General features: G+C 45.1%; 20 protein-coding genes. 7 read left to right on the top strand and 13 right to left on the bottom strand.

Going from position 1 to position 24,452, the window contains the following annotated elements:
- Window positions 1-39 precede the first annotated feature (39 nt).
- On the bottom strand, window positions 40-1,809 hold the full coding sequence (locus tag R7D93_RS09380) for a methyl-accepting chemotaxis protein (protein ID WP_025767924.1): 1,770 nt from the start codon (window positions 1,807-1,809) through the stop codon (window positions 40-42).
- Between the two features lie 100 nt (window positions 1,810-1,909).
- On the bottom strand, window positions 1,910-2,323 hold the full coding sequence (arfB, locus tag R7D93_RS09375) for an alternative ribosome rescue aminoacyl-tRNA hydrolase ArfB (protein ID WP_017635196.1): 414 nt from the start codon (window positions 2,321-2,323) through the stop codon (window positions 1,910-1,912).
- Between the two features lie 76 nt (window positions 2,324-2,399).
- Here arfB and R7D93_RS09370 point away from each other — a divergent pair, with 76 nt between their 5' ends.
- Window positions 2,400-3,002: a beta-phosphoglucomutase family hydrolase gene (locus tag R7D93_RS09370; RefSeq protein ID WP_167416146.1), complete on the top strand. Its 603-nt coding sequence runs from the start codon at window positions 2,400-2,402 to the stop codon at window positions 3,000-3,002.
- An 88-nt stretch (window positions 3,003-3,090) separates the two neighbouring features.
- Here the strand turns inward: R7D93_RS09370 and R7D93_RS09365 are convergent, their stop codons facing one another.
- On the bottom strand, window positions 3,091-4,083 hold the full coding sequence (locus R7D93_RS09365; RefSeq protein ID WP_005373499.1) for an OmpA family protein: 993 nt from the start codon (window positions 4,081-4,083) through the stop codon (window positions 3,091-3,093).
- Window positions 4,084-4,542: 459 nt separating this feature from the next.
- Between R7D93_RS09365 and aroG the strand changes: the two genes are divergently transcribed.
- The 3 genes from aroG (at window position 4,543) to R7D93_RS09350 (ending at window position 8,699) form a co-directional block, all read left to right on the top strand.
- Window positions 4,543-5,595, top strand: a complete 1,053-nt coding sequence (aroG, locus tag R7D93_RS09360) for a 3-deoxy-7-phosphoheptulonate synthase AroG (protein ID WP_017635200.1) — start codon at window positions 4,543-4,545, stop codon at window positions 5,593-5,595.
- 159 nt (window positions 5,596-5,754) lie between these two features.
- Window positions 5,755-6,927 (top strand): MFS transporter, encoded by a 1,173-nt coding sequence (locus R7D93_RS09355; protein ID WP_021035943.1) that lies wholly within the window; start codon window positions 5,755-5,757, stop codon window positions 6,925-6,927.
- A gap of 209 nt (window positions 6,928-7,136) precedes the next feature.
- Entirely contained in the window at window positions 7,137-8,699 is a 1,563-nt protein-coding gene (locus tag R7D93_RS09350; RefSeq protein WP_225496399.1) for a methyl-accepting chemotaxis protein, read from the top strand.
- Between the two features lie 141 nt (window positions 8,700-8,840).
- Here the strand turns inward: R7D93_RS09350 and tkt are convergent, their stop codons facing one another.
- Both tkt and tal read right to left on the bottom strand, forming a co-directional pair.
- A complete protein-coding gene (tkt, locus tag R7D93_RS09345; RefSeq protein WP_158173414.1) occupies window positions 8,841-10,832 on the bottom strand; it encodes a transketolase in 1,992 nt (663 codons plus the stop codon).
- Between the two features lie 125 nt (window positions 10,833-10,957).
- Window positions 10,958-11,908: a transaldolase gene (gene tal / locus R7D93_RS09340; protein WP_005373488.1), complete on the bottom strand. Its 951-nt coding sequence runs from the start codon at window positions 11,906-11,908 to the stop codon at window positions 10,958-10,960.
- A gap of 466 nt (window positions 11,909-12,374) precedes the next feature.
- Between tal and R7D93_RS09335 the strand changes: the two genes are divergently transcribed.
- Window positions 12,375-13,376, top strand: a complete 1,002-nt coding sequence (locus R7D93_RS09335) for a sugar-binding transcriptional regulator (RefSeq protein ID WP_005387670.1) — start codon at window positions 12,375-12,377, stop codon at window positions 13,374-13,376.
- A 165-nt stretch (window positions 13,377-13,541) separates the two neighbouring features.
- Here the strand turns inward: R7D93_RS09335 and R7D93_RS09330 are convergent, their stop codons facing one another.
- The 5 genes from R7D93_RS09330 to moeA form a co-directional block, all read right to left on the bottom strand.
- Window positions 13,542-14,372 carry a sulfurtransferase gene (locus R7D93_RS09330; protein ID WP_064354848.1) on the bottom strand — a complete coding sequence of 277 codons (831 nt, stop codon included), beginning with the start codon at window positions 14,370-14,372 and terminating at the stop codon, window positions 13,542-13,544.
- 129 nt (window positions 14,373-14,501) lie between these two features.
- The gene (locus tag R7D93_RS09325; RefSeq protein WP_137282758.1) at window positions 14,502-15,002 is read right to left on the bottom strand and encodes a hypothetical protein; all 501 of its coding nucleotides are present in this window, start codon (window positions 15,000-15,002) and stop codon (window positions 14,502-14,504) included.
- Window positions 15,003-15,014: 12 nt separating this feature from the next.
- The gene (locus tag R7D93_RS09320) at window positions 15,015-17,120 is read right to left on the bottom strand and encodes an LruC domain-containing protein (RefSeq protein ID WP_213907785.1); all 2,106 of its coding nucleotides are present in this window, start codon (window positions 17,118-17,120) and stop codon (window positions 15,015-15,017) included.
- 176 nt (window positions 17,121-17,296) lie between these two features.
- The gene (gene moeB / locus R7D93_RS09315) at window positions 17,297-18,046 is read right to left on the bottom strand and encodes a molybdopterin-synthase adenylyltransferase MoeB (protein ID WP_054577777.1); all 750 of its coding nucleotides are present in this window, start codon (window positions 18,044-18,046) and stop codon (window positions 17,297-17,299) included.
- A gap of 9 nt (window positions 18,047-18,055) precedes the next feature.
- Entirely contained in the window at window positions 18,056-19,291 is a 1,236-nt protein-coding gene (gene moeA, locus R7D93_RS09310) for a molybdopterin molybdotransferase MoeA (RefSeq protein WP_225496395.1), read from the bottom strand.
- Window positions 19,292-19,578: 287 nt separating this feature from the next.
- On the opposite strand from moeA, the gene folE reads away from it, so the two are divergent.
- Window positions 19,579-20,232, top strand: a complete 654-nt coding sequence (gene folE / locus R7D93_RS09305; RefSeq protein WP_005373478.1) for a GTP cyclohydrolase I FolE — start codon at window positions 19,579-19,581, stop codon at window positions 20,230-20,232.
- Between the two features lie 45 nt (window positions 20,233-20,277).
- Here the strand turns inward: folE and R7D93_RS09300 are convergent, their stop codons facing one another.
- Both R7D93_RS09300 and clcA read right to left on the bottom strand, forming a co-directional pair.
- Window positions 20,278-21,225 carry a TDT family transporter gene (locus tag R7D93_RS09300; protein ID WP_005373475.1) on the bottom strand — a complete coding sequence of 316 codons (948 nt, stop codon included), beginning with the start codon at window positions 21,223-21,225 and terminating at the stop codon, window positions 20,278-20,280.
- A 261-nt stretch (window positions 21,226-21,486) separates the two neighbouring features.
- The gene (gene clcA, locus R7D93_RS09295; protein ID WP_005373473.1) at window positions 21,487-22,890 is read right to left on the bottom strand and encodes a H(+)/Cl(-) exchange transporter ClcA; all 1,404 of its coding nucleotides are present in this window, start codon (window positions 22,888-22,890) and stop codon (window positions 21,487-21,489) included.
- A 470-nt stretch (window positions 22,891-23,360) separates the two neighbouring features.
- Between clcA and R7D93_RS09290 the strand changes: the two genes are divergently transcribed.
- A complete protein-coding gene (locus R7D93_RS09290) occupies window positions 23,361-23,975 on the top strand; it encodes a hypothetical protein (RefSeq protein WP_080659228.1) in 615 nt (204 codons plus the stop codon).
- Here the strand turns inward: R7D93_RS09290 and R7D93_RS09285 are convergent.
- Window positions 23,956-24,369: a helix-turn-helix domain-containing protein gene (locus tag R7D93_RS09285; RefSeq protein WP_005373470.1), complete on the bottom strand. Its 414-nt coding sequence runs from the start codon at window positions 24,367-24,369 to the stop codon at window positions 23,956-23,958. The genes R7D93_RS09290 and R7D93_RS09285 overlap by 20 nt on opposite strands.
- Window positions 24,370-24,452: the final 83 nt, after the last annotated feature.

The raw sequence follows: 24,452 nt of genomic DNA, 5'->3' as shown, positions 1-24,452 counted from the left end.
GAAGCAATGATTGCTTCGGGCTTTCTATTTTGAAAAGGGTTATTTTAGCGCAGTTTTGAATTGTGCAACGGCTTCATCCATATCATGAGCTTGAGCAGAGACAGAGTTCACTTCATGCAAGCATTCCTGAGCGGATTGCATGTTATTCTCAGATATTGCGTTTAGCTCGGTGATTGAACCGCTAACTTGGTTCATAACGATACCTTGTTCTTCAATTGCTGAAGCTATGCGCTCCGAATTACCTTGAATTGAATGCATGTCAGTGATGATCTGCTGTAGGCTAGAATCCAGTTTTTCAGAAGCATTAAGTGTTTGTTGCCCTTGATCGTTACATTGATCAATATCAGCAACAACTGTAGACATTTGAGTTTGAATATCTGCAACGACCCGCGTGATTTCCTCAGTGGATTGATGAGTTCGGCTAGCTAGGGCACGTACTTCATCGGCGACAACTGCAAACCCGCGGCCTTGTTCGCCTGCTCGCGCGGCTTCAATTGCTGCGTTGAGAGCTAGTAGGTTGGTTTGCTCTGCTATTTCTTGGATTATGTTCACGGCACCACCAATTTTATCTACATGCTGATTCAGCGAGCCAATCGACTGCTGGCTGTTTGATAAAATCGTGGTTAGTTGACCGATGTTGGTTACCGTCGCCTCAACAACTCCTCGACCTTGTTCGGCATTATTCGCTGCCTGATGTACGCCTTCTACCGCAACTGATGTGCTTTCAGAGATTTCACCTATTGTGGCAACCATTTGCTGAACTGCCGTCGCCATTGATGCTGTGTGGTCAGTTTGCGTGTGGAATTGCTCCATAACGCCTTCTAACTCACGATGCATATTATCGGTACTTGCAGTGAGTTGCGCCGATTTTTCTTGGGTACTACTAATTAGATGCTCAAGCTTATCCAATAGGTCATTGAGGTGATGACTGATATCAAATAGCTCGTCTTGACCTTTCAAATCAGATCGAAGTCCCATGTTGTTCGTTTCGCTGATACTTCGAATGGTGCCAAGTAAGCTATTCACTCGCGTGTTGATTGAACGTGAAATTTGCCAAATCAATGCGAAAATAACGACTAAGATCAGAGCTGTAATGACCTGCTTGATGGTCGACATTTGTTCATCACGTTGTGCGGCAGCAGAGCTAAGGGCTGTGGAAAAGGTTTCAAATTGCTCTTCTACGGCATGAGATAATGCGCGAGTTTCACCGAGTAGGCCTTTGTCATAAGCAACCCCAACAACTTGCTTTTGGGCCGCCAATTGCTTACCTGTTTTGATAAGCTCAGGAGCATATTGCCCCTCAAGCAAGTCACTATTGAATAGTCCTGCTTTTACCGCAGAGTCAAAACGGACTAATGCCAATAACTGCTGGTGGTCTGAACGTTGTTTTGCTTCTAATAGTGCTTGTTCGTAACCAGCGAGAAGCCCACTCTTTGAATCAAGCCCGTATCGTTGGTAAGCGCTGACCAGGTTCTGAAAGCCCCTTTGGTATGCGAGCAAGTCTTGCTTAAATTGTTGACTGGAAGGTAATTCATTACTCTTGAGTATGTTCGCAAGCTCTTTTTCTGTGTCTATAAACTTGTCAACATTGGCGTCAAACTTATTTAGATATTTGTCATTACTACGTAGTAGGAAATCTTTTTCATTTCTGCGTAAGTTGAGTAAGCGTATTTCTAGATCACCAACGAGTTTGATGGCGTGATTAAGATCATTGCTCTTATTTTCAAAATGGGATGACGTACCCAAAAGGGCCACGATGCCTAAAATGGCGATAACTCCGAGGAAGTAGAGTTTTTGCCTAATAGTCATATTGTTGTTTCCTGAATAAGTAACTAAAAAGAGAAATCCAATGAGATTTCCAAGGGCTAGCAAACGTTGTTCAACTAACATGTCGAGAAAACGACATGCACTAATACAGCACTTTTTTACGTTGCTGTTTTTTCGCTCCGTGCTTGTTTTTTGTATCAAGTCGTCGGCGTTGAGAAGCGCGGGTTGGTTTCGTTTTAATACGCTTCTTCTCCTGTAAAGCGGCAGCTTTTATCAATGCTTGAAGCCGATTTAGGGCGTCTTCCTTATTTTGTTCTTGTGTCCGAAATTGTTGCGCTTTGATGATGATCACGCCATCTTTACTTATACGACTATCAGAAAGTGCAAGTAATCGCTCTTTGTAAAAGTCAGGTAAGCTTGAATGCCGGATATCAAAGCGCAGGTGTATAGCGGACGCTACCTTGTTAACGTTCTGGCCACCATTTCCTTGAGCTCTAATTGGGGATAATTGAATTTCCCACTCTTGAATTGTGACGGAGTTCGAAATTTTGAGCATGATAAGTAAATGCCGGTAAGGACGATTGAAAGAGCTGATAAATTAACATTACAGATGCACAAATAGAAGAAAAGACATGAGCACGATTGATTTTAGACCCTATGAGGGATTCATATTTGATATGGATGGTACTCTAATCGATACCATGCCAGCCCACTTGGCAGCTTGGCAAGCAACTGCTGAGCGTTTTGATTTTCCGTTTTGCCAAGAATGGTTTCACAGTTTGGGAGGGATGCCGAGCTTTAAAATTGTTGAGGAACTAAATCGTGTGCATGAGCTTTCGTTAGATCCTAAAACTGTCGCGACATTTAAAATGGAAACATTCGCTGCTATGGAGCTTCATGGTGACGTTATTCCTTGCACGAACATCGTGTTAGAGGAATATTTAGGCCATAAGAAAATTGCAGTCGGGACTGGCAGCCAACGAGAAAGTGCCATGCGCTTATTAAGCCATGCAGGTTTATTAGACAAGTTGGATGTTGTAGTAACCGCGAGTGATGTAGAGAGCCATAAACCCTTTCCAGATACCTTTTTGGTGGCCGCGGAACAACTCGACTTGGAGGCGTCACAGTGTCTTGTGTTCGAGGATACTGAGTTGGGGAAGCGAGCGGCGCATGCAGCTGGTATGGATTGCGTGATGGTGCAAGATAATGAGTTGATCTTTTTCCCAAAACCATAGTGGCAATATCCCTTAATATGAGATCAAAATGGGGTGCAAATGCACCCCATTAATTTTTACCACATCATCGATCATGAATCATAGATGCTTATTCTGGTTGAACTAGCTCTTGGTATTCAAATGAAGGTACCACAACTTCTACGCGACGGTTTTTCTCACGACCTTCGCGAGTGCTGTTGTCAGCAACTGGGTTTTCTTCACCCATACCTTTAACTGTCAAACGATCTGAACCAATGCCAGCTGCGGTTAGGTAATCAGCAACAGATTGAGCACGACGCTCAGACAGTTTTTGGTTGTATGCCGCAGGGCCTGAGCTATCCGTGTAACCAGTAATCTCTACTTGAGCTTGAGGATATTCGTTCAAGAATGAAACAAAGTTGTCCAGACGTTCAGAAACGGACTCTGTTAACTTAGCACTATCGAATTCAAACGTACCTGTACCGTACTCTTCTTTGTGCACCTTGCTCATCATCACTGGTTCTGGATCTGGCTCGATCACTTCTTCCGTTACAACTGCTGCAACAACTGGAGCTGCTGCGAATTTGTAGTTAACACCGATACCAAAGAAGTTAGCATCCATGTCGTCCCACACGTCGTCAGACATGTCTTGGTAACGTTGGTATTCAGCGCGAACACTCCAGTTTCTATCGATCGAGTATTCAGCACCCAAAGAACCTGTTGGGACAAAGTCTGTTTCGTCATCAGACATCATGTAAGCACCACCGATCTTAGCAAATAGATTCCAAGAGTCGTTTAAGTGCCAGTTGAATTTAGGTGCAAGTGTTAAAGCCGTTAGATTGCCGTCAATCGTATTAATCGTATTAGCCCCTGACCTAGAGTTTCCTTCATAGTCGCCTAAGAAGTCTACGCCGTACTCTAGCCCGATGATATCGGTAAAGTCATAACCGATATGTAGTCCTGCACCGAACGCTTCATCATCACAAGGGCTATTTAGATAGCAAGCGTCGTCAAGTGTAGTCATGCCCACTTTGCCCCCGATGTACATTTCAGCTTGAGCAGAGTTTAAAAGCGCGCTACTACCAGCTACCACTGCTGCTACTGCAATTGCTACTTTGTTCATAATGTTTCCTTGTATTGATTGCATATTAACTTCTACTTCGTTTTATCAAAAAATTAGAAAAAACCAGCGTTTATAAGAAATTAGTTTAATATTCTAATCATTTCATATCAAGCAACAATATATTTGAACTTGATCAACATTTACTACCCAAAAATACCTCACAAACTTCTGATATTTCTTACATTGTAGTAAAGATTTTTTGGTGCATAAGAAAATTGATGATTATTTTGAACTTTTTTTCGTAAACTTTACTTTACATTGTGCGCGGTGGTTAACAGGTGGTTTTTATTTGCATTTATTTGCAAAAACTGATTGCAAGTCTACGCCTAAGCCGATAAGTTACTTAAACGCTAGACAGAAAATGACCACAGCCCTTGATGCTGCTCGCTTTGTGAACAATGTTGCAATGAGTTCAGTTGGTAAAAATGGGGTCGGAAATAAAACCAGGAAGTAGAAGTAATGTTTCAAACTGATGATGTAAGAATAAATAGAGTAAAAGAGTTATTGCCACCTGTTGCAGTATTAGAGAAGTTCCCAGCGACTGAAACCGCTTCTTCGACCACTTTTGATTGCCGTAACGCCATTCACAATATTCTTGAAGGAAAAGACGATCGATTACTCGTGATCGTTGGCCCGTGTTCTATTCACGATCCGGCTGCTGCGGTTGAGTACGGTAAAAAGCTAAAAGTACTACGTGATGAACTGGGCGAGCAGCTTGAGGTTGTTATGCGAGTTTATTTTGAAAAGCCGCGTACGACCGTTGGTTGGAAAGGCCTTATCAATGACCCTTACTTAAATGACACCTATAAGCTAAATGATGGTCTACGTATCGGACGTAAACTTCTTCTTGATCTAACCGATATGGGCTTGCCAACGGCAAGTGAATTCTTAGATATGATCACACCTCAGTACGTGGCGGATTTGATCAGTTGGGGCGCTATCGGTGCTCGTACGACAGAATCTCAGGTTCACCGCGAGCTAGCTTCTGGTCTTTCTTGTCCTGTAGGTTTCAAAAACGGTACAGACGGGAATATTAAAATAGCGAGCGACGCGATTCGTTCTGCAAGCGCTTCCCATCACTTCCTTTCAGTAACAAAATACGGTCATTCCGCGATCGTAGAAACCGCTGGTAATCCAGACTGCCATATTATTCTACGTGGCGGTAAAGAACCAAACTACAGTGCAGCACATGTAGCTCAAATTAAAGATGAGCTGGACACTGCAGGTCTGCCGAAAAAAGTGATGATTGATTTTAGCCATGCTAACAGCTCGAAGCAGTTCAAGCGTCAAATGCTGGTGTCTGATGATGTATCCGAGCAAATCTCTGCTGGCGAAGAAGCCATTTTTGGAGTGATGATCGAGTCTCATTTAGTTGAAGGTCGCCAAGACTTAGTGGATGGTAAAGCAGCCACTTATGGTCAGTCGATTACTGATGCATGTATTGGTTGGGAAGATACGGAAACGGTACTTCGTCAGCTTTCTGATGCAGTAAAAGCGCGCCGCAACAAGTAAGCTCAACAGAAAAACTTTTTAAAAGCGAAAAGTGAATAGTGAAGAGCCAGAGGTACTATGCCTCTGGCTCTTTTTGTTGAGAATTACTCTCATATCTTTCTATTGTTTCTGCTTTCCTATATGTTATCTGTATACGCTGTAACCAAAAGGAATTTGGAATTGAATCGTAATGTATGGCTTCTATCCCTCTGCCAAGCCTTATTAATGACAGGGAATATTTTACTCATATCTGTTATTGCCCTTATTGGCAAAACACTTGCGCCGTCATCAAGTTTTATCACATTACCAGTTGCACTGCAGTTTTTGGGACTGATGGCCGCGACAATTCCTGCGTCGCTAATTATGGGCAAGTTAGGGCGTCGCCTTGGTTTTAGCCTTGGTAATGTCATTGGCATTTTGGGTGCTAGTCTAGCGACGTATGCATTAAGTCAACAAAACTTCTATCTGTTCTGCATGTCTACGTTTTTGCTTGGTGTTGGTATAGGTTTCGGTACTCTATACAGGTTTGCTGCCATTGAAGTGTGTGAAGAGTCGGCAAGGCATAGGGCGATTTCGATATCTATGGCGGGTGGGGTGTTAGCGGCGATCCTTGGGCCTAATCTGGCCGTGTACTCGCAGCAGTGGTCAGATGATGGCTTATACATTAGTGCATTTGCTGTGCTTGTCGTGCTTTATATAACCGCGTTGGTTGTGCTACAAACCATTCGTTTTCCACCTGCACACACGCAGGCGCTACACGCTAAGGCGGATAAGCTGAGACTGATTATTCGTCGACCTAATTTCATGCTGGCAGTTATCGCGGCAATGGTTGCGTACGCGGTGATGAACATTTTAATGACAGCAACTCCTTTAGCGATGATTGGTTGTGGCTTTGATTTTGATAAAGCGGCGGGAGTGATCGAATGGCACGTGTTGGGTATGTTTGCACCTGCGTTTGTCACGGGCCGTCTGATAGAGCGGTTTGGCGCTAAGAATATGATTTTGGCGGGTGGATTGCTATTTGTTGCTTGTATTGGAATTAATATACATGGAGTGTCTATCTGGCATTTTAGTCTTGCTTTAATCCTGTTAGGAATAGGGTGGAACTTTATGTTTATCGCAGCAACCGGGCTGTTTAGTCAAAGCTATGAAGCGAAAAACAGAAGCAAGGCTCAAGCGTTTAATGAATTCTTCGTGTTCAGTTGTGTCACCATCACCGCATTACTATCTGGTTGGCTTGAGTCTACCGTAGGTTGGCAGAATCTTAATTTGTATGTTCTTCCATTTGTGTTACTCGTTATCGCGATGTTTGCGTTAAAAACGAATAAAAAGCCAGAATCACAAACCGCTTAATTAAGGCTTAATATATAACCCGGCCGATCGTGTCGGGTTTGTTTATTAGCTCAAATCAACAATCTCCTCTTTATGTTTTTATCGATAATGTGAATTCCCACAATAAAAATGTCGATTTGATAAGACTTTTTATCTAACTTTTTGTAATAAAAATAAAAATCCTGTATATATCTTGCCGAAAATCAATAAAAACTAAAGAAGTTTCGTCTATGTCAGCCAATATTTCTCATAAAGCTCAAGAAACTCTCGTGAGGGAGTCTGAGGAACTCGTCTCAACAACGAACTTACAAGGTGTTATTACATATTGTAATGAAGCCTTTTGCCGCGTTGCTGAATACACTCACGAAGAACTTGTCGGTCAGAACCATAATATAGTTCGTCATAATGATATGCCTAAAGCCGCTTTCGGTGATATGTGGGCACGCCTTAAACAAGGTAAAGCCTGGCGTGGAATGGTTAAGAATGCCACTAAGTCTGGCGGTTACTATTGGGTTGATGCTTATGTCACCCCTATCTACGAAGACAACCATGTTGTTGGGTATCAATCAGTGCGCGTGAAACCAAAGCGAGAGTGGGTTGATATTGCGACAAAAGCCTACAAAAGCATGCATGCTGCAGAGAAGTCTGGTCGAACTTGGTCGTTGAAAATCAATGAAACCATTCGCTATGCGATTCTACTTGGTGCACTAACCGCACCTGCAACCGCATATGCGTTGTCTGTTGAAGGGCCGTTGGCTTGGTTTGCAAGTGCGTTACCTGCAAGTGTTCTGGCTCTGTTATTCCGCCAAGAGTTAATTGATACACCTCAGCAACTTAAAAAGTTACAAAAGCAATATGACAGCGTAAGTCGCTTGATCTATTCCGGTAACACGGCATTTTCGATTGCTGATTTCCATATCAAAATGCTATCCGCAAGAATTCGAACCGTGTTAGGAAGAATGACTGACTCTGCATTGCCTTTGCAGCATTGCGCCGAAGAGCTCAGTCAAACAACGGCAGAAGTCTCGGCTGCATTAAATCAGCAAAATACCGATATTCATCGTGTGCGAGATGCTACCCAAGAGGTGGAGTCGTCGGCAAATTCGGTTTCTTCGAGTACCAATGATGCCCATATGTTGATTGATGATACATTGAAGTCATGCTTGATGGCGAAGGAGACCATTGATCAAACGCACACCAATCTAGCGCAATTAAGTCTTCAAGCTGAAAAAGCGACGGAAACGACGTATCAACTGAGTGATCAGGCGCAGAAGGTGAACCATTTGATGGAAGAGATTGGTGGGATCGCAGAGCAAACCAATTTACTGGCACTCAACGCGGCGATTGAAGCGGCAAGAGCAGGGGAGCAAGGTCGTGGTTTTGCTGTTGTAGCTGATGAGGTCCGCGCGCTTTCTGGGCGAACATCCAATGCAACTGAACAAATCCAAGCCTCTATCTCCACTATGTTGGCAACGATTCAAAGTTGGCAGAAAGATATTCTGGCAAACAAAGAGCAAACCGATGCCTGTTCTCAAGTAGCAGAACAAAGCGCGTTGCGTTTGTCTGAAGTTGAACAGATGATGCAAACCATGAGTGGGCTGATGGTTGATGTAGCAGAAGCGGCGAATAACCAGTTAAAGCTATCTAGTGATGTAAACCAGCACATTCATTCTATCGCTTCGACCGCAGAACAAAACTTGGCAGCAACACATTCAGTTGAGCAAAATAGCCGACAGTTGAAAGACCAAGTACAAGATTTCTATCAGCTCGCACTTCGATTTGAAGACAAATAGTCGTAACGAAAGTTGTGATGTTTATGTCTTGGCTGCGTTTATGCGAATAGGAGCCAGATAAAAGAAAGCCCCGCCATTGCTGGCGGGGCTTTTCAGTTTTCACATTCGCAATAGAGAAAACTGACTAACTTTTTACTGCAATTACGCGAGTAGCTCTTTTGCTGTGTTCACTACGTTTTCAGTCGTGAAACCAAACATTTTGAATAGTTCGCCGGCTGGTGCAGATTCACCGAATGAAGTCATACCAATGATGCGACCGTCGAAGCCTACGTACTTGTACCAGAAGTCAGCAATACCTGCTTCAATTGCGATACGCGCTGTTACGTCTGATGGCAGTACAGCTTCACGGTAAGCGGCGTCTTGTTTGTCAAACGCATCTGTTGATGGCATTGAAACAACGCGTACTTTCTTACCTTCAGTAGTTAGCTGTGCTGCTGCTTCTACTGCTAGTTCAACTTCAGAACCTGTTGCGATAAGGATTAGCTCAGGCTTGCCTTCGCAATCTTTCAGAATGTAAGCACCTTTCGCGATGTCTGCTACTTGTTCTGCTGTGCGCTCTTGTTGCGCAAGGTTTTGACGAGAGAAGATAAGTGCTGTCGGTGCATCTTTACGTTCAATCGCTAGTTTCCAAGCTACAGCGGACTCAACTTGGTCACATGGACGCCATGTGCTCATGTTTGGTGTTAGGCGTAGCGATGCCATTTGCTCAACTGGTTGGTGAGTTGGACCATCTTCGCCAAGACCGATAGAGTCATGCGTGTACACTTGGATGTTCTGAATTTTCATCAGCGCAGCCATACGCATTGCGTTACGTGCGTACTCCATGAACATTAGGAATGTTGCGCCGTAAGGAACGAAACCACCGTGTAGCGCGATACCGTTCATGATCGCTGTCATACCGAATTCACGTACGCCGTAGTGGATGTAGTTACCAGAGAAGTCGCTTGCTTCTAGAGACTTAGAACCAGACCACATTGTTAGGTTAGAAGGTGCTAGGTCAGCAGAGCCACCCATGAACTCTGGTAGTAGAGCACCAAATGCTTCTAGAGCATTTTGAGACGCTTTACGTGATGCAATGTTTGCTGGGTTAGCTTGAAGATCAGCAATGATTTGGCTTGCTTTCTCTTCCCACTGTGCAGGAAGCTCACCGTTTACGCGGCGTTTAAATTCAGCTGCCAGCTCAGGGTACGCTGCTTCATAAGCTGCAAATTTCTCGTTCCACGCTGCTTCCTTAGCTGCGCCTGTTTCTTTCGCTGACCATTCTGCGTAGACTTCTTGCGGAATTTCAAAAGGACCGTGCTCCCAACCTAGTTCTTTGCGTGTTGCTGCGATTTCTTCTGCACCTAGTGGCGCACCGTGACAATCGTGTGAACCAGATTTGTTTGGTGAACCAAAACCGATGATAGTCTTAGTACAGATAAGTGTAGGACGTGGATCCGCTTTCGCTGCTTCAATTGCTGCGTTGATTGCGTCAGCATCGTGACCATCGACTGCAGGGATTACGTGCCAACCGTAAGCTTCGAAACGCTTAGGTGTGTCGTCAGAGAACCAACCTTCAACGTGACCGTCGATAGAGATGCCGTTGTCATCCCAGAATGCGATCAGCTTGCCTAGACCAAGAGTACCTGCAAGAGAGCATGCTTCATGCGAGATGCCTTCCATCAGACAGCCGTCGCCCATGAACACGTAAGTGAAGTGGTCAACGATGTCGTGGCCTTCTTTGTTGAACTGTGCTGCTAGCGCTTTTTCAGCTAGAGCCATACCAACCGCGTTAGTGATGCCTTGACCTAGTGGGCCCGTTGTGGTCTCGATTCCTGGCGCGTAACCGTACTCTGGGTGACCAGGAGTTTTAGAGTGAAGCTGACGGAAGTTTTTCAGATCGTCGATAGACAACTCGTAACCTGCAAGGTGCAGTAGAGAGTAAATCAGCATTGAGCCGTGGCCGTTAGACAGTACGAAACGGTCGCGGTCTGCCCACTCAGGGTTTGATGGGTTGTGGTTTAGATGAGAGCGCCAAAGAACTTCAGCGATGTCAGCCATACCCATAGGTGCACCTGGGTGACCAGAGTTAGCTTGTTGAACACCATCCATGCTTAGCGCACGGATTGCATTTGCTAGATGTTTACGATCCATAGTGATTACTTCTCGATATTTGATTTAAATAGAGGGAACTCGCCGAAACAAGTTCAAATAGAATTTTTTGAAAATAGTGCTGATGGTAAAAGCGAGTAGACGGGCTACTCGCTTTTGGTAAGCAATTAAAGCTTAGCTTCGATCATCGCTTCTAGTTTGCCTTGGTCAACGGCGAAGTTGCGGATACCTTCAGCCAGCTTCTCAACAGCCATTGGGTCTTGGTTATGTTCCCATAGGAACTCAGCGTGAGTCATTGGTGCTGGACGCTCAGCTGCGCCTTTAGAATCAACTAGTTTCTCAACTACTTCACCTTCAGCTGCTTCTAGTTCTGCAAGTAGAGCAGGAGCGATAGTTAGACGGTCACAACCAGCTAGTTCTAAGATCTCACCGATGTTACGGAAGCTTGCGCCCATAACTACAGTTTTGTAGCCGTATTCTTTGTAGTAGTTGTAGATCTTAGTTACAGATAGTACGCCTGGATCTTCTTGAGCTTCGAAGTCACGGCCTTCTTTCGCTTTGTACCAGTCCATGATACGACCAACGAATGGCGAGATTAGGAATACACCCGCTTCTGCACAAGCACGTGCTTGAGCGAACGAGAAGAGAAGCGTTAGGTTACAGTTGATGCCTTCTTTTTCTAGGATCTCAGCTGCGCGAATGCCTTCCCAAGTTGAAGCCAGTTTGATAAGGATACGGTCGTTAGTGATGCCAGCATCGTTGTACATTTTCACTAGTTGACGAGCTTTCGCTACGCTGCCTTCCATATCGTAAGATAGACGAGCGTCTACTTCTGTAGAGATACGACCTGGGATAGTTTTTAGGATTTCTTTACCGATGTTTACTGCAAGCATGTCACAAGTATCTTGAACTTGTTGAGCTTTGTCGTTGCTCTGTGCTTTAGCGTATTCGATTGAAGCATCGATTAGAGGTGCGTACTCTGCGATTTGAGCGGCTTTAAGGATAAGAGAAGGGTTAGTTGTTGCGTCTTCTGGCTGATACTTTTTAATTGCATCAATCTCGCCAGTGTCTGCTACTACAGTCGTTAGTTTACGAAGTTGCTCTAACTTGTTGCTCATAATCGATCATCCTATTTAAATGGGCTTAAGCGTGATTTTTGTTATCACAGCTTGTGCATTTGCAAGCGAGTTAGCTAACCGTCTCATCGCATTTAATGAGACATCTGCTCAGCCAACTACGGAAAATTTCGTTACCGAACAAATGCTATGAACATTTGATCGATAGCTGAGTAAATGATGTGTCCATATTTATCCTATCTATGCTGAAAGTCAATCGCTGAAATGGACTTATAGTGAACTTCATCAACGTTTTTTTACTGTGTGTTTAGTGGTTAACCCAAATAAACGATTGCCCTTATTGTTCAAAGCTTGAGCGTTGTCCAAGAGGGTAAAAAATTGTAGTGAGAAAATGTTATTGCGATGAGCAAATGTAGCGTTTAAATTGATAAAGAACATATGCTAAGTCAATGAGCATATGTTCACTTATTGCATACAATATCGATCCTCTTAAAGGGCGAGAGAAACCATGAGCAGTTCTAATCAAGATATTTCCATTGAAAACACGGATTTGTTGACAGAGATTTCCGTCGCGTATTATCAAGACGGTGCGACTCAGGAAGAGATATCGAGAAAATTTGCCATATCACGCGCAAAGGTCGGGCGAATGCTCAAGCAGGCGCGTGATGAAGGCATTGTTGAAATTACCGTTAAATACCATCCGGTGTTCAGCGCCAAGATTGAACAACGTTTGATCGAGCGATTCGGCGTTAAGCGCGCGCTTGTTGCTCTTGATCAACCGAATGAAGAAGCGCAACGACTACAGGTATCGGGATTGGTGTCCAATTATCTCACTAGCACGCTCAAAAACGGCATGGTGGTGACGGTCGGACAAGGGCGCAACGTGTCGTCTGTCGCTCACCATATTGGTGTTATTACGCCGCGTGACTGTAAATTTGTGTGTGGCATTGGTGGTATTCACCCGCGTGGCGGTATGTATAACGCCGACCATATTTGTCGTCAGTTGGCGAAGAAATATGGGGGGACCTCTGAAACCCTTTATGCGCCGGCTTACGCAGAAAACAGAGAACAGAAGTTGGCCTTTATGCAAAATGCAACCGTGAAACAAACGCTCGACCTAGCACGTAAAGCCGATGTCGCTTTGGTTGGTATTGGTGACATGAGCGAAAACAGTTACATGGTCGACTTAGGTTGGTTTACGCCTGATGAAGTGGTTCAGTCGAGACTTCAACAAGGTGTGGTAGGGGATTTTGCAGGTTATGACTTCTTTGATATTCACGGTAATGTAGCGAACACGGTAATGAGTGACCGAGTAATTGGACTTGGTATTGAAGAGTTTCGGCCGATCTCGGAAGTCATTGCGATCGCAGCAGAGAACAGCAAGCCGCTCGCTCTACTCGGAGCATTAAGAACTGGAGCGATAGACGTGATCGCCACGAGCGTTAGCAACGCATTAACCGTGCTCAACTTAGATGAGCAAATGCACGGCAACGCGACATCTGAACGCTAACGGAAATAGTCGGCTTTTGATGTAGTCAGGCTATGAGGAGGGACAAATCACTCATAGCCAGTTTCTATTTCGAAATGACAAGTTTGGTTTAAAAGCTGCGTTTAGTTTATTGGAACACATCATCTTTAGATAAACGTAAGATACTATGTTAAACAGACACTTGTCTTAACGCTCGATAGGTAGAGAGTGGTCAGCACCCCATTCGGTCCAAGAACCGTCGTACACCGACAGATTGTCTAGACCAATTTGATACGCCGCGAGTAATAAAATGCATGCGGTTACACCGGAACCGCAACTAAAAATAATCGAATTGTCACTATCTATCGTTAGTGCGCTAAATATCTGTTGCAACTCTGAATTTGGTTTAATGTGACCGTTGGCCAAGAGTTCTTGAAACGGTAAGCAAACCGAATTTGGAATGTGCCCACTACGTAGACCTTCTCGTGGCTCAGGCACTTCACCAAGGAAGCGAGCTTTGGCTCTAGCATCGATGATATTGGCACTTTTATTGGTTGAATGAGCAAGAACATCTTGTGCACTCAAAAAGGCATTTTGGTTGAGCTTGCCCGCAAAGTTGCCTTCTTCGCTTGGTTGCGATAGGGCACTTTCGGCAGGGAGTCCTGCTTCAATCCAAGCTGGAAGACCGCCATTTAAGACTCGGACATTGTCATGCCCCATGGCTTTGAACATCCACCAAGCTCTTGGTGCCGCTAAAGTGCCTGAGTTGTCATAAACCACAATCAAGTCTTCGTTGTTCAAACCGAGTTGTTGCGCACTTTGGTTGAAGCCTTCTTCTGTTGGCATCATATGCGGTAGGGAGGAGCCGGGTAAGCAAAAGTCATTGTCGTAATCAAAGCGTAAAGTATTTGGAATCCACTTATCTTGAATCTTTTTACCTTCAGAAGGGATTTGAAACGCAATACTAGCGTCGAGGAGCTTGACGTTAGGTTGGCCGAGAAGGCTATTGAGTTCATCAGTACTAATCAGTGCTTGCATTGTCTTTAGTTTGCTAGGTGGATAATCTTACTGTTTTACAACAAAAAAATCGCATGTTCAAAAGAACGATGCGATTTTTAAGTTAAAGATTGAAGATTTGTTCTGAAAGACAGCTTTCGATTTACCCAGTTACATGGTCCAAGTGTTGTCTCCAGAAGTAATCACTTTCTGAATTGGGTCACTACCGTCATAGAACCAAATTTCAACAAGTAGGCTACCTTGGCTATCAGAAACATTAAAGTCGACATTTGCTGTACCATTGTTGAGTGGAACCGATGCGACTTTGCTTGGGTATTTTGCATCGTAGTTACCTGAACTGTTCTCGACAAACTCTTTGTACACGCTTAGGTGTGCTCGTTGTGAAGAGAAACCACTGATGTCTACATTGAGCGTACCTTCCGTCACTGGGTTGTAGCTAAAGCCATCTGGTACTACTAGATCCTGCATGGTTGCATCTTCCACTGTTACCGTTGTCTCTTCTTCAGTAGTTTCTTCCTGCTGGGTAGTATCTTCCTCTGGCACGGTGGTTTGGGTTGGTGGAGGTGGTGTACTGTTACCACCTCCGCCGCCACCGCCTCCGCCACAAGCTGTTAGTGCTAATCCCATGATGATTGTGATAAGTGCTTTCATAATGTTATCTCCCTATGGAATGTAGCATTTGTTAGGTGTTGGAGTGGTGTGCCAATCTGTGCTTAGTTCGCCACCAGACTCAGCCCAAGTTTGGAATTGAGGGTATGCATCGACCATGTCTACACGCTCTAGCGGCCAATCCCAATCCTCTACTATCAACAGTGCCCAAGGTAAGTTGTTTGCTGTTTTGAAGTACACACCTTGTGCAGGGTCACTTGCATCGACGCCGACACCGAAGAGGTTTTGGTCATCAAACTGTTCTGTTGGTGCTTGGTCTGCTAAGTGAACTTCCCATTTACGACCTGGTTGGAAGGTAATCCCGTCGCCATGGTAAGTCCCCGGCGTTGCGAAGATGAACGGGTCGTATGGCATGGCTTGAATGGCTGAACGGTCAGAGCCTTCGGTGAAGTACACATTCAAGGTAAAGGTGAGTGAAACGTTATCATCACAGCCAGACTCGGTACGGAAGTAGCTACAGCTGCTAGCCGCGTGTGTGCTTAAGTCTTCACTGATGATGAAAATTGCTTCATCAGAAATACTTTCCAAACCATTAGATGCTTGTTCTACACCATTGAAGGATAGCGTTGTTAATCCGTTTTCAATCGAGCTTCTCAATACACCCGGTAGTCGGATTGCGAAGCCATTTTTGTAACTTGCGCCGTAGGCCGCTAGGTCACCTGTAATCTGGATATTCTCAACATGACCAGCAAGACTGGTTTCAGTGATGCGGAATTTCACGACCACATCGTTCATGTCGTAGTCTGCGGTGTATGGCCAGTTATCTTCGTAAGCCACGGTGGCGTAATCTTCTGCACTCGGGAAATACTCCACTGAGTAACCATTACCAGTGATGGTAATTGGGTAATCTTCCACCTCACCAGACGTCGAACCACCATCGTAGTTTAATCCGGTTTGTTGGCTAAAGCGGAATCGGCTCCAACTAGACCCTTCCGTTGCAGCGGTTGAAACTACAAACGGTAGGGGATTATTACCCGCAGACAGTAATTGGTCGGTAAAGACTTGCTCACCTTCATCATCAAAGTCACCATCGCGGTTCCAGTCAAACCATGCTGATAGGTAGCCAGAAGTAGAAGCTGTCACATTCACAATTGAGCTTAAGCCTGGATCAAGTGCGGATACAAAACCAACACCATCTTCATCGGCTGTGCCCACAGAGTTATCGTTTGCCTGTCCGTCGGCATCACCATCTGGAGCAACAGAGCCAAGCCAAGTTGCACCGTCCACTTCGTGGCGAGGACCGTTTGACGCAAGCGTGGTGTGGTAGCTGTCTGGAGCATCACCAAAATCAATTGGCTCGTCTTCGTTAATCACCGGAGCATTTGCACAACGTGCACCGTCATTTTGGCTTGAGCTTGGACCGTTGGATACAAACTCAACCGCAGGAACGATACCTGCTGCGATATTGGCTGCGTTACCTTCCGAAAGGTCAACGCGATAGATTTTGCCATCTTGGTTACGTGACACGTAGTAGTTGCCGTTTACATCGAAGTAGCCAGCACCAAATGTGCCTTTCTCACCTGTGTCACCTATCGCAGTTGCGCTACCATTTGATGGGTTGAACTGATATAGCACACCAGAGTTGTTGTCGATGCCGTAAAGGGAGCCATCACCTGGATGGAATGCAAAGTCGGTTAGGTTCACAGTCGCTGTTGAGCTGATTTTCACGATGCTCAATGTCGCATTTGGATCAGAATCGAGCGGAGAAAGGTCAATGGAGAAAAGTCCTTTGCCTTTGCGGTACAAGTAGTAGACGTGGTTGTAAACGTCACCTACGTAAAACGTGTGGTCGGTAGGAAGACCCGAAACATCAAGTGTCTCTGCTTGGAAGTCTTGACCAAGACGAACAATCTTTTTGTTTGTGGTGTCGTAGCCGTAGATATAACGGTCAGTGAAGTTAAAGCCTACACCGTTGATGCCCGAAGCCAAACCTGTGTCGTCCTCTAAAAGAGTCGTAGAGCCTGTAACCAAATTGACGCCATAGATTTGAACCGGGGTTGATTGGAACAGGTATGCTTGGCTTGGGCACGTATCAAATGGCGCCGCTTGTGCGTAAGCGCTCGCTATTAGAGACCCAAGTAGTAGTGATGTCCTTTTCATAATTCGCCCTCTCATTGGTTCGTGATATATGCAATGAAAGGAATGTGCCAACTTTTAAGTTGTTGAATTTTATTGATTTAATATTTGTAAGAAGAGGGGTTTTAAATCTGATTGTCAAAATGAGAAAAAAGCCCAACATCGAGTTGGGCTTTTTGGGAATGATTAGAGGTTTAGAACTAACTACAAACCGGACAGGTTGGCATTTTCATCAGATTCATTTCTCGCCAAGACATGCTGAGCGCGTCCAAAATCAGAATTTTGCCTTTCTTTGGTTGGCCGTAATCAGCAATCACTTTGATCGCTTCCATAGCTTGTACTGCGCCAACAATACCCACAACAGGCGCCATGACTCCGGCTTCGACACAACTTAACGCACCGCTGCCGAAGAGGGCACTTAAGCACTGGTAACATGGTTGTGCTGGATCATCGTAAGTAAACACACTCACTTGGCCCTCCATACGAATGGCCGCGCCTGAAATTAGCGGTGTTTTAGTCGCAAAACATAGGCGGTTAAGTTGATTGCGCGTATCGACGTTATCTGATGCATCGACAACAATAGTGTGTTGCTTAATCAGGCTCTCTAACGCGGTATCATCAAGACGTTTTGCGATGGTATCTACGACAATGTGCGGATTAAGTTCACGTAGTGCATTGGCCGCCGAGTCTACCTTCTTACGACCAATATCCGCATCGTGGTGCAGCACTTGGCGCTGAAGGTTAGACAACTCGACGATATCATCATCAATCAGCGTGATTTTACCGACACCAGCAGTCGCCAAATATTGGCTTGATGCGCAGCCTAAACCGCCAGCACCAAGCATCAATACCGATGCTTGTTTGAGTGCTTCTTGTCCTTCAAAGTCAAACTGACGAAGAATGATCTGGCGGTTGTAACGCAACATTTCCTGATCGGAAAGAATATCCACAACGTCTTCCTAGTAAAGGGTTGAGTTGAATAGTTGAATCTGAACCGTTTCGCCCACTTCAACTCGGCCGCGTTCACGTTCCAATACAACAAAACAGTTCGCTAGGCTCATTGAGCGGAATGCACCAGAGCTTTGGTTACCGGTTGTTTCAACGACAAACTTGCCATCTTCCAATGTATAGATACCACGTTGGTAATCGGTACGACCTGGCGCTTTCTTAAAGGCGGTTTTGGTTGTTGCTGGAATAGATTCGGGTGCTTTCCATTCTGTATGGCCTGCAAGTTTTGCCAGCATTGGTTGAACAAGCACGTACGTAGTAAGAACTGCAGAAACAGGGTTACCCGGCAGCCCACAGAACCAAGCTGTACTTAGCTTACCAAATGCGAAAGGTTTACCCGGCTTGATTGCTAACTTCCAGAAACCGATTTCACCAAGCTCTTCAAGAATGTCTTTGGTGTAATCCGCTTCGCCCACACTAACACCGCCTGAGGTCACAACCACATCTGCCAATGTTTGTGCTTGTTCAAAGGTTGCTTTCAGAGTCTCTGGGCAATCTGGAATGATACCAAGATCAACGGCTTCACAACCGAAGTTCTCGATAAGTGGTTTAATACCGTAACGGTTGCTGTCGTAGATCTGACCTTCGTCTAGCGGTTTGCCCAGTGGTTTAAGTTCATCACCAGTAGAGAAGAAAGCAACTTTTGGCTTACGTACTACTGTCACATGGCTAACACCAAGCGACGCAATCATCGGAATATCGCGAGGTGTCAAACGTGCACCTTTTGCCAGTACGATGTCGCCTTGTTTGATGTCGTCACCTGTTGGGCGGATGTTGTTTTGTGGCTTCACGTCGGTTTGGTTGAACTGAATGCCAGCATCTGTTACTTCAGTGTTTTCTTGCATGATAACGGCATCACAACCCTGTGGGATTTTTGCGCCAGTCATGATGCGAACACAGGTACCTTGAGGCCATTCACCTTCAAAAGGTTGTCCTGCAAATGATTTACCTGCCAGAGGCAATACAGAAGATGACTCAAGATCTTGAATGCGAATAGCGTAGCCATCCATTGCTGAGTTGTCGAATGGCGGTACGTGGATAGGAGACAAGATATCTTCTGCCAGTACAAAACCGAGTGCTTCAGCAAGTGGAAGAGAAAGCGTTGTTTGGATAGGTTTGATTCGCGATAACATTTTGTCCATCGCTTCTTCAATTGGCATCAAGCCAGGTGCGTCGCAGCAGCCCATTGAGAAAATCCTGTGTTCTTTTGTTTTGTGGCAACTTTACCATAAAAGGGGACTGAGTAAGAATGTCCACCTATAAAATATGGGTGTAATTATTCAAAAATCCGAGTATCCTTGTCAGCCATCCAAAAGGGGTAAAAAACCTGCGGAGCTCAAGAAAATCAGCTCAGTACCTTCATCTGATGTGACTTGGTGTAAAGACACGAACTGAGCAACTCAAAGCGAAAAGTATGAATGCAATTTTGATTGGGTTTGTATGAAGGCTGAAGTAAAACAAAAGAGGAAGTGGAATGTCAGGTCTTAGCGAGTCAGCGAAGTTAGTAAAAGAAGCGCTAGAGCAACGCGGTTTGGAAACGCCAATGCGTCCAAACAACGTAAGTCGTGAAGAGAAGAAAGAGAAGATCGAACACCACATGCGTGAGATCTTAGGTCTACTTCAACTTGACCTCACTGACGATAGCCTAGAAGAAACCCCTCACCGCATTGCTAAGATGTACGTTGACGAAATCTTCTCTGGTCTGGATTACTCCAACTTTCCTAAAATCACGGTGATTGAGAACAAGATGAACGTGAGCGAGATGGTTCGCGTGAAGGACATCACAGTGACCAGTACTTGTGAACACCACCTTGTGACCATCGATGGCAAGGCTGCTGTGGCTTACATTCCACGTGGCAAGATCATTGGCCTGTCAAAGATCAACCGTATCGTTCGCTTCTTTGCCCAGCGTCCACAAGTTCAAGAGCGTATGACTCAGCAAATTCTTGTTGCACTTCAAACGTTGCTTGAGTCCGATGATGTGGCAGTGACGATTGACGCAACACACTACTGCGTGAAATCTCGCGGTGTGATGGATGCAACCAGCGAAACCACGACAACAGCATTGGGCGGTATCTTCAAAAGCAACCCAGCAACGCGTGCCGAGTTTCTGCACGGTTTACGTTAGGTAACCAAGCACTATTCTAAGAGGATGGCAAACGCCATCCTCTTTTTATGCTTGTTTAGAAAATGACTTCATGATTTCTGGCCAATACATTTTGACGTAACCTGCCGATACCCAAACAACCAATACAGTCGCGATACTGAGCTCTAGAAAACCAAAGTCGTGTAGCCAGTGCCAGTGAGGGTGCGATTCGGCGAAAAAAGAGGTCAAGCGATGCATTGCGATGGCGCTGATCACGGAAGGAAAGGTTACTGCCGCGATAGAAGGTTGAAACTTCAAGCGAAGTAAGCGGAAGTAACATAAGTAGATCAATAACGTCATAGTGATGGCGATCCCGGCCAATGCGCCTGTCAGTATCGGATCAGGTAAGGGAAAGTTCACCAAGTATGCTGCTAATGACAAGTTTACCGGCGCGGCCATAATCGCGAGGGTCGGTCTTGCTCGCCTTGGTAGAGAGCCGAAAAACACCAAACGATACAACACGAGTGGCAGCATGAAGAAATAAATGCCGATGCACATCATCGCTAACGTTTCGGAGAATAAGTTGTGACCTAGTTGAGAACCGGCTAGTGAACTACTGATCAGCCCCACCGGATAAAGAAACCAACTCGGTACGATATTGGACATTTTGAAGTTCATTAGCTGAAAGCTAAAAAACAGCACCATCATAGTAAAATGCAGCAAAAGCGCCATAAACCAAAGTGGATAAGCGATGATAGGCGCTACAGCGGCAAGATAATCTGCAAGGATCAGTAACGCCATACTCATTGGTGCCATTAAACTACCACTCAGCGGGTGACGAATGTCGACCATGAATAATCGTGGATTCGCGGCATATTTTATGAGTACAGGGGCGAGTAAAAGTGCGCCGAGTGACGCCAAAAATGGGCGTATCGGTTCACCAATCTCAGGAACATAGAGTGCCCAAGCTTGCCCTAAACCTATCATACCTAGTGCCAACGCGGCTTGAGACGGCGGGACACTATAAAACTGCACAAGTCTTCTCCAGTTCAAATCTACTCCATTTGATTTTTGCCTGAATGAAACGAAACATGACGATTTGGATGAAATGCTCTATTTAAGTAGCGAATACTAACAAGTATGGAGAGGGGTTTCTCATGAAAGGTGGTGAGCAAATATCAGAGAATGATAATTTTGTGAGTTTGGTATCGAATATTTGGGAAAAGATGTAAAAATGCAGAGTTTATCGCTCCAAACAGTTCGATAGTCTGGAGCGAAGTGATAACAAAGAGAATGTTATGTTGATTGATTCTCCGGTAGATCCTGCTGGCGTAACTTTTCGTTTTTGATTGTGCGATGCAGCAACTGGCTGTAAATAGGTTGTCCACCCAACAATTGAGCAATAATCACAGCGCCCAAACAAGTAATGATCAATGGCAGGATTAAGTAGTAGTTATTCGTCATTTCAATCACTAACAGAATACCTGTAATCGGTGCACGTACCGTCGCAGCAAACAGGGCACCCATGCCTGCAATCGCAAATACACCAGGCTCGATATCAAGCGCAGGGAGCAAGACATCAGCACTTGCTCCGAACGCATAACCAAATAAGGTTCCCAGAGCAAGCATAGGTGCAAAGATGCCTCCCGGCGCACCAGAACCAAAACAGAGCAGGGTTGTAATTACACGACCAAAGAAAAGCAAAACTAAAATGGATACCGAGTAGTTACCGTTAGTAATGTCAGGAATAAGGCCGATACCACCACCAGTTAGTTGGGGTACGTACAAAAGAAGCAAGCCAAACACGCCTCCCAGTAACGAACCTACAATCAAGTAGCGCTTACGATCGTTTTTGTGAATTGCGACAAAACTGTCTTGTGCCACGGTAATCAGTTTATTGAAGATCACGCCAAACACGCCAAACAATGCGCCAAGCAATAAAAACAGCCATAGGGTTTGAAGCTCTGGCGACTGGTATTGCGGCATAGTGATAACGGCGTCTTGCCCGTTGATGGCGCGAAACACTATGTTCGCCATAATGGCAGAAATGATCACTGCGCGAATTGAGATCAAAGAGTAGCGAAACTGAGGTCGCATTTCCTCCACAACGAACATAATGCCTGCGAGCGGGGCATTAAAGGCCGCAGCCAAACCACCAGCAGCACCAGACGCGAGCAGGGAGTGGCGGGTATCGTCATCCTTTACCCGGAATATATCGGTCACCATTCGACCTACAGCACCACCCATTTGAACGGTTGGGCCTTCACGACCAAGCACCATACCTGAGCCAAGTGCGCCCATGCCGCCGAAGAATTTTACTGGTAGAACTCGCCACCAGCGCACTGGACGAATATTATCCATTGCCCCTTCGATTTCAGGAATACCAGAACCTGCCGCTTCTGGCGCAAAGCGGTGCACAAGAAAATAGCCAATAAAAGCTAAAAGTGCGCTAATGAGAACCGCTGCCAGCCACAACGGTAGAACATTACCAATTTCGCTTCTTAACCATTCTGTTCGTGTTTCAGAAACGAAATGAACGGCAAGCTCGAAATACGTACCGACAAAACCAGCCAACGTACCCACAATGGCGGCCATAATGAGAACAGAAAATGGTGTTGACCCTCGAGAGACAAACTGGTTAATCGCATCTTTCGGTACGTGCGCCAACACAGATTTCACAATTCTCTCGCGTTTGGTCATTAAAAAGCTCTCCTGTTGCTGGGGGAAGGGACGAAAGAAAGTATACGCTTCGCAGAGTCTAGACCTAATCAATAAAGATGCAATTTAGCTTTTCACTATTGAGTGTTCGAAGTGTCGCGATATTATTCATTCACTCAGATTGTGCTATTGCTCTCATAATTTAGGATAAAAAACTTGTTTTTTGAGAAAAATGAACCATGCTTTAATTGTAAAGCAACATGACTGCTTCAGAAGGAGGGATGTGAGGTTTTACACACAATTTGGATGGATTCAAACCCTACGGTAAGTCCTCGTTTTATGTTCGGGATGCATCAATAGACATCGCCGATTCGCACACTCACGATTGAGTAACGAGGTAGAGGCGCACGAACATGTGCGCCTTCTTAATTTCTGCGTTATAACTTTCATCACCATAACTTTCATCGCCACCTGCCACTATTTTTCTCTTGAACATTTTCTTGCAGTTAGTAATGTCTTGGTTCGATGTCAACCAACTAGAGCAGTGCATGCGCTTTTATCTTCGACTCTTACTTTCTTTATGTTGTTGTTCGGTAACGTTTCCGGCACTTTCAACGCCGAGCTGGTGGCAAGACACGTTGTCAGCAATGCCATATTCCAATCTAAAAGAACGTATAGAAAAAAGTGGAAGCTGGTATGGTTGCGAAGTGCAGTTGCGAGACAACTCAACGTTTATCAGCGCATTTTGTTTGGATGATTTTTCGTACTACCAGCAGCACTTGTATGGTGAAGTGGTTTTGAGAAGAGAAAGTGCTCAGTTCTCGTTTCTCACTGAATACGAGTGGCAGCGTCTGAATGACTTACTTCTCAACTTAAGAAAGGATGGGTTAGTTTTACGCAGAGTTACTATCGGACAAGAACACTATGATGTCGTTGAAGCTCTGGAAAAGAAATCTTCCGAGCTTGTCGATAAAGAAGTTATTTTGTTGATGAACCGCTATCCACAAGAAACGATTCGAAGTTTGCTTTGGGTAAAACCGGACGAGTTTCTGACGCCATCACCGTCCTTAAATGTGCAATTGCGCAGTGATGGCGAAATTATCGAGGTCAAAGTGACTCGTTTTTAGATTCTTTATGGAGAGATAGGAAGGTCGCCATTGCAGACTCATCCAAAAAACCATCCGATTTTTTGTGAGCGCGCAGGTATTGATAGCCTGCGATTAGCTTGCGGTGTATCTCTTCTGCATCGTCTGACAACGGCTGATTCATAACGTGTTGAAAGGCAAGTTTGTACGCATCCATATCCACGACTTCAGCACGGCGATATAAATAACCACATCCCGTTGCTAACCATTCGAGAGAGCAATTGGCGCGCATTGCAATTTGATTTGCTTTGGTTAGGCTAGGTTCACTGCCTTTAAGGTATTTGCGTATTAAAGCTTCAGACACATCGACGCGTCGAGCGAACCCGCTGATGCTTTCTTCTCCGATCAGGGTGGCTAGGCGTTGGGCAAAAGACATATTTCGTACTCCAGTTCGAATTGCGAAAGTTTACCCGTTGAGCCGGTACGAAAACAAGACTACGATGAATGCAGATCAATTGA

Origin of the sequence: Vibrio sp. YT-15 (assembly GCF_033337445.1) — a bacterium.
In the GTDB taxonomy this organism is placed as follows: domain Bacteria; phylum Pseudomonadota; class Gammaproteobacteria; order Enterobacterales; family Vibrionaceae; genus Vibrio; species Vibrio alginolyticus.
The sequence above is the reverse complement of the archived record's forward strand: the minus strand, read 5'-3'. Positions and strand labels throughout refer to the sequence as shown.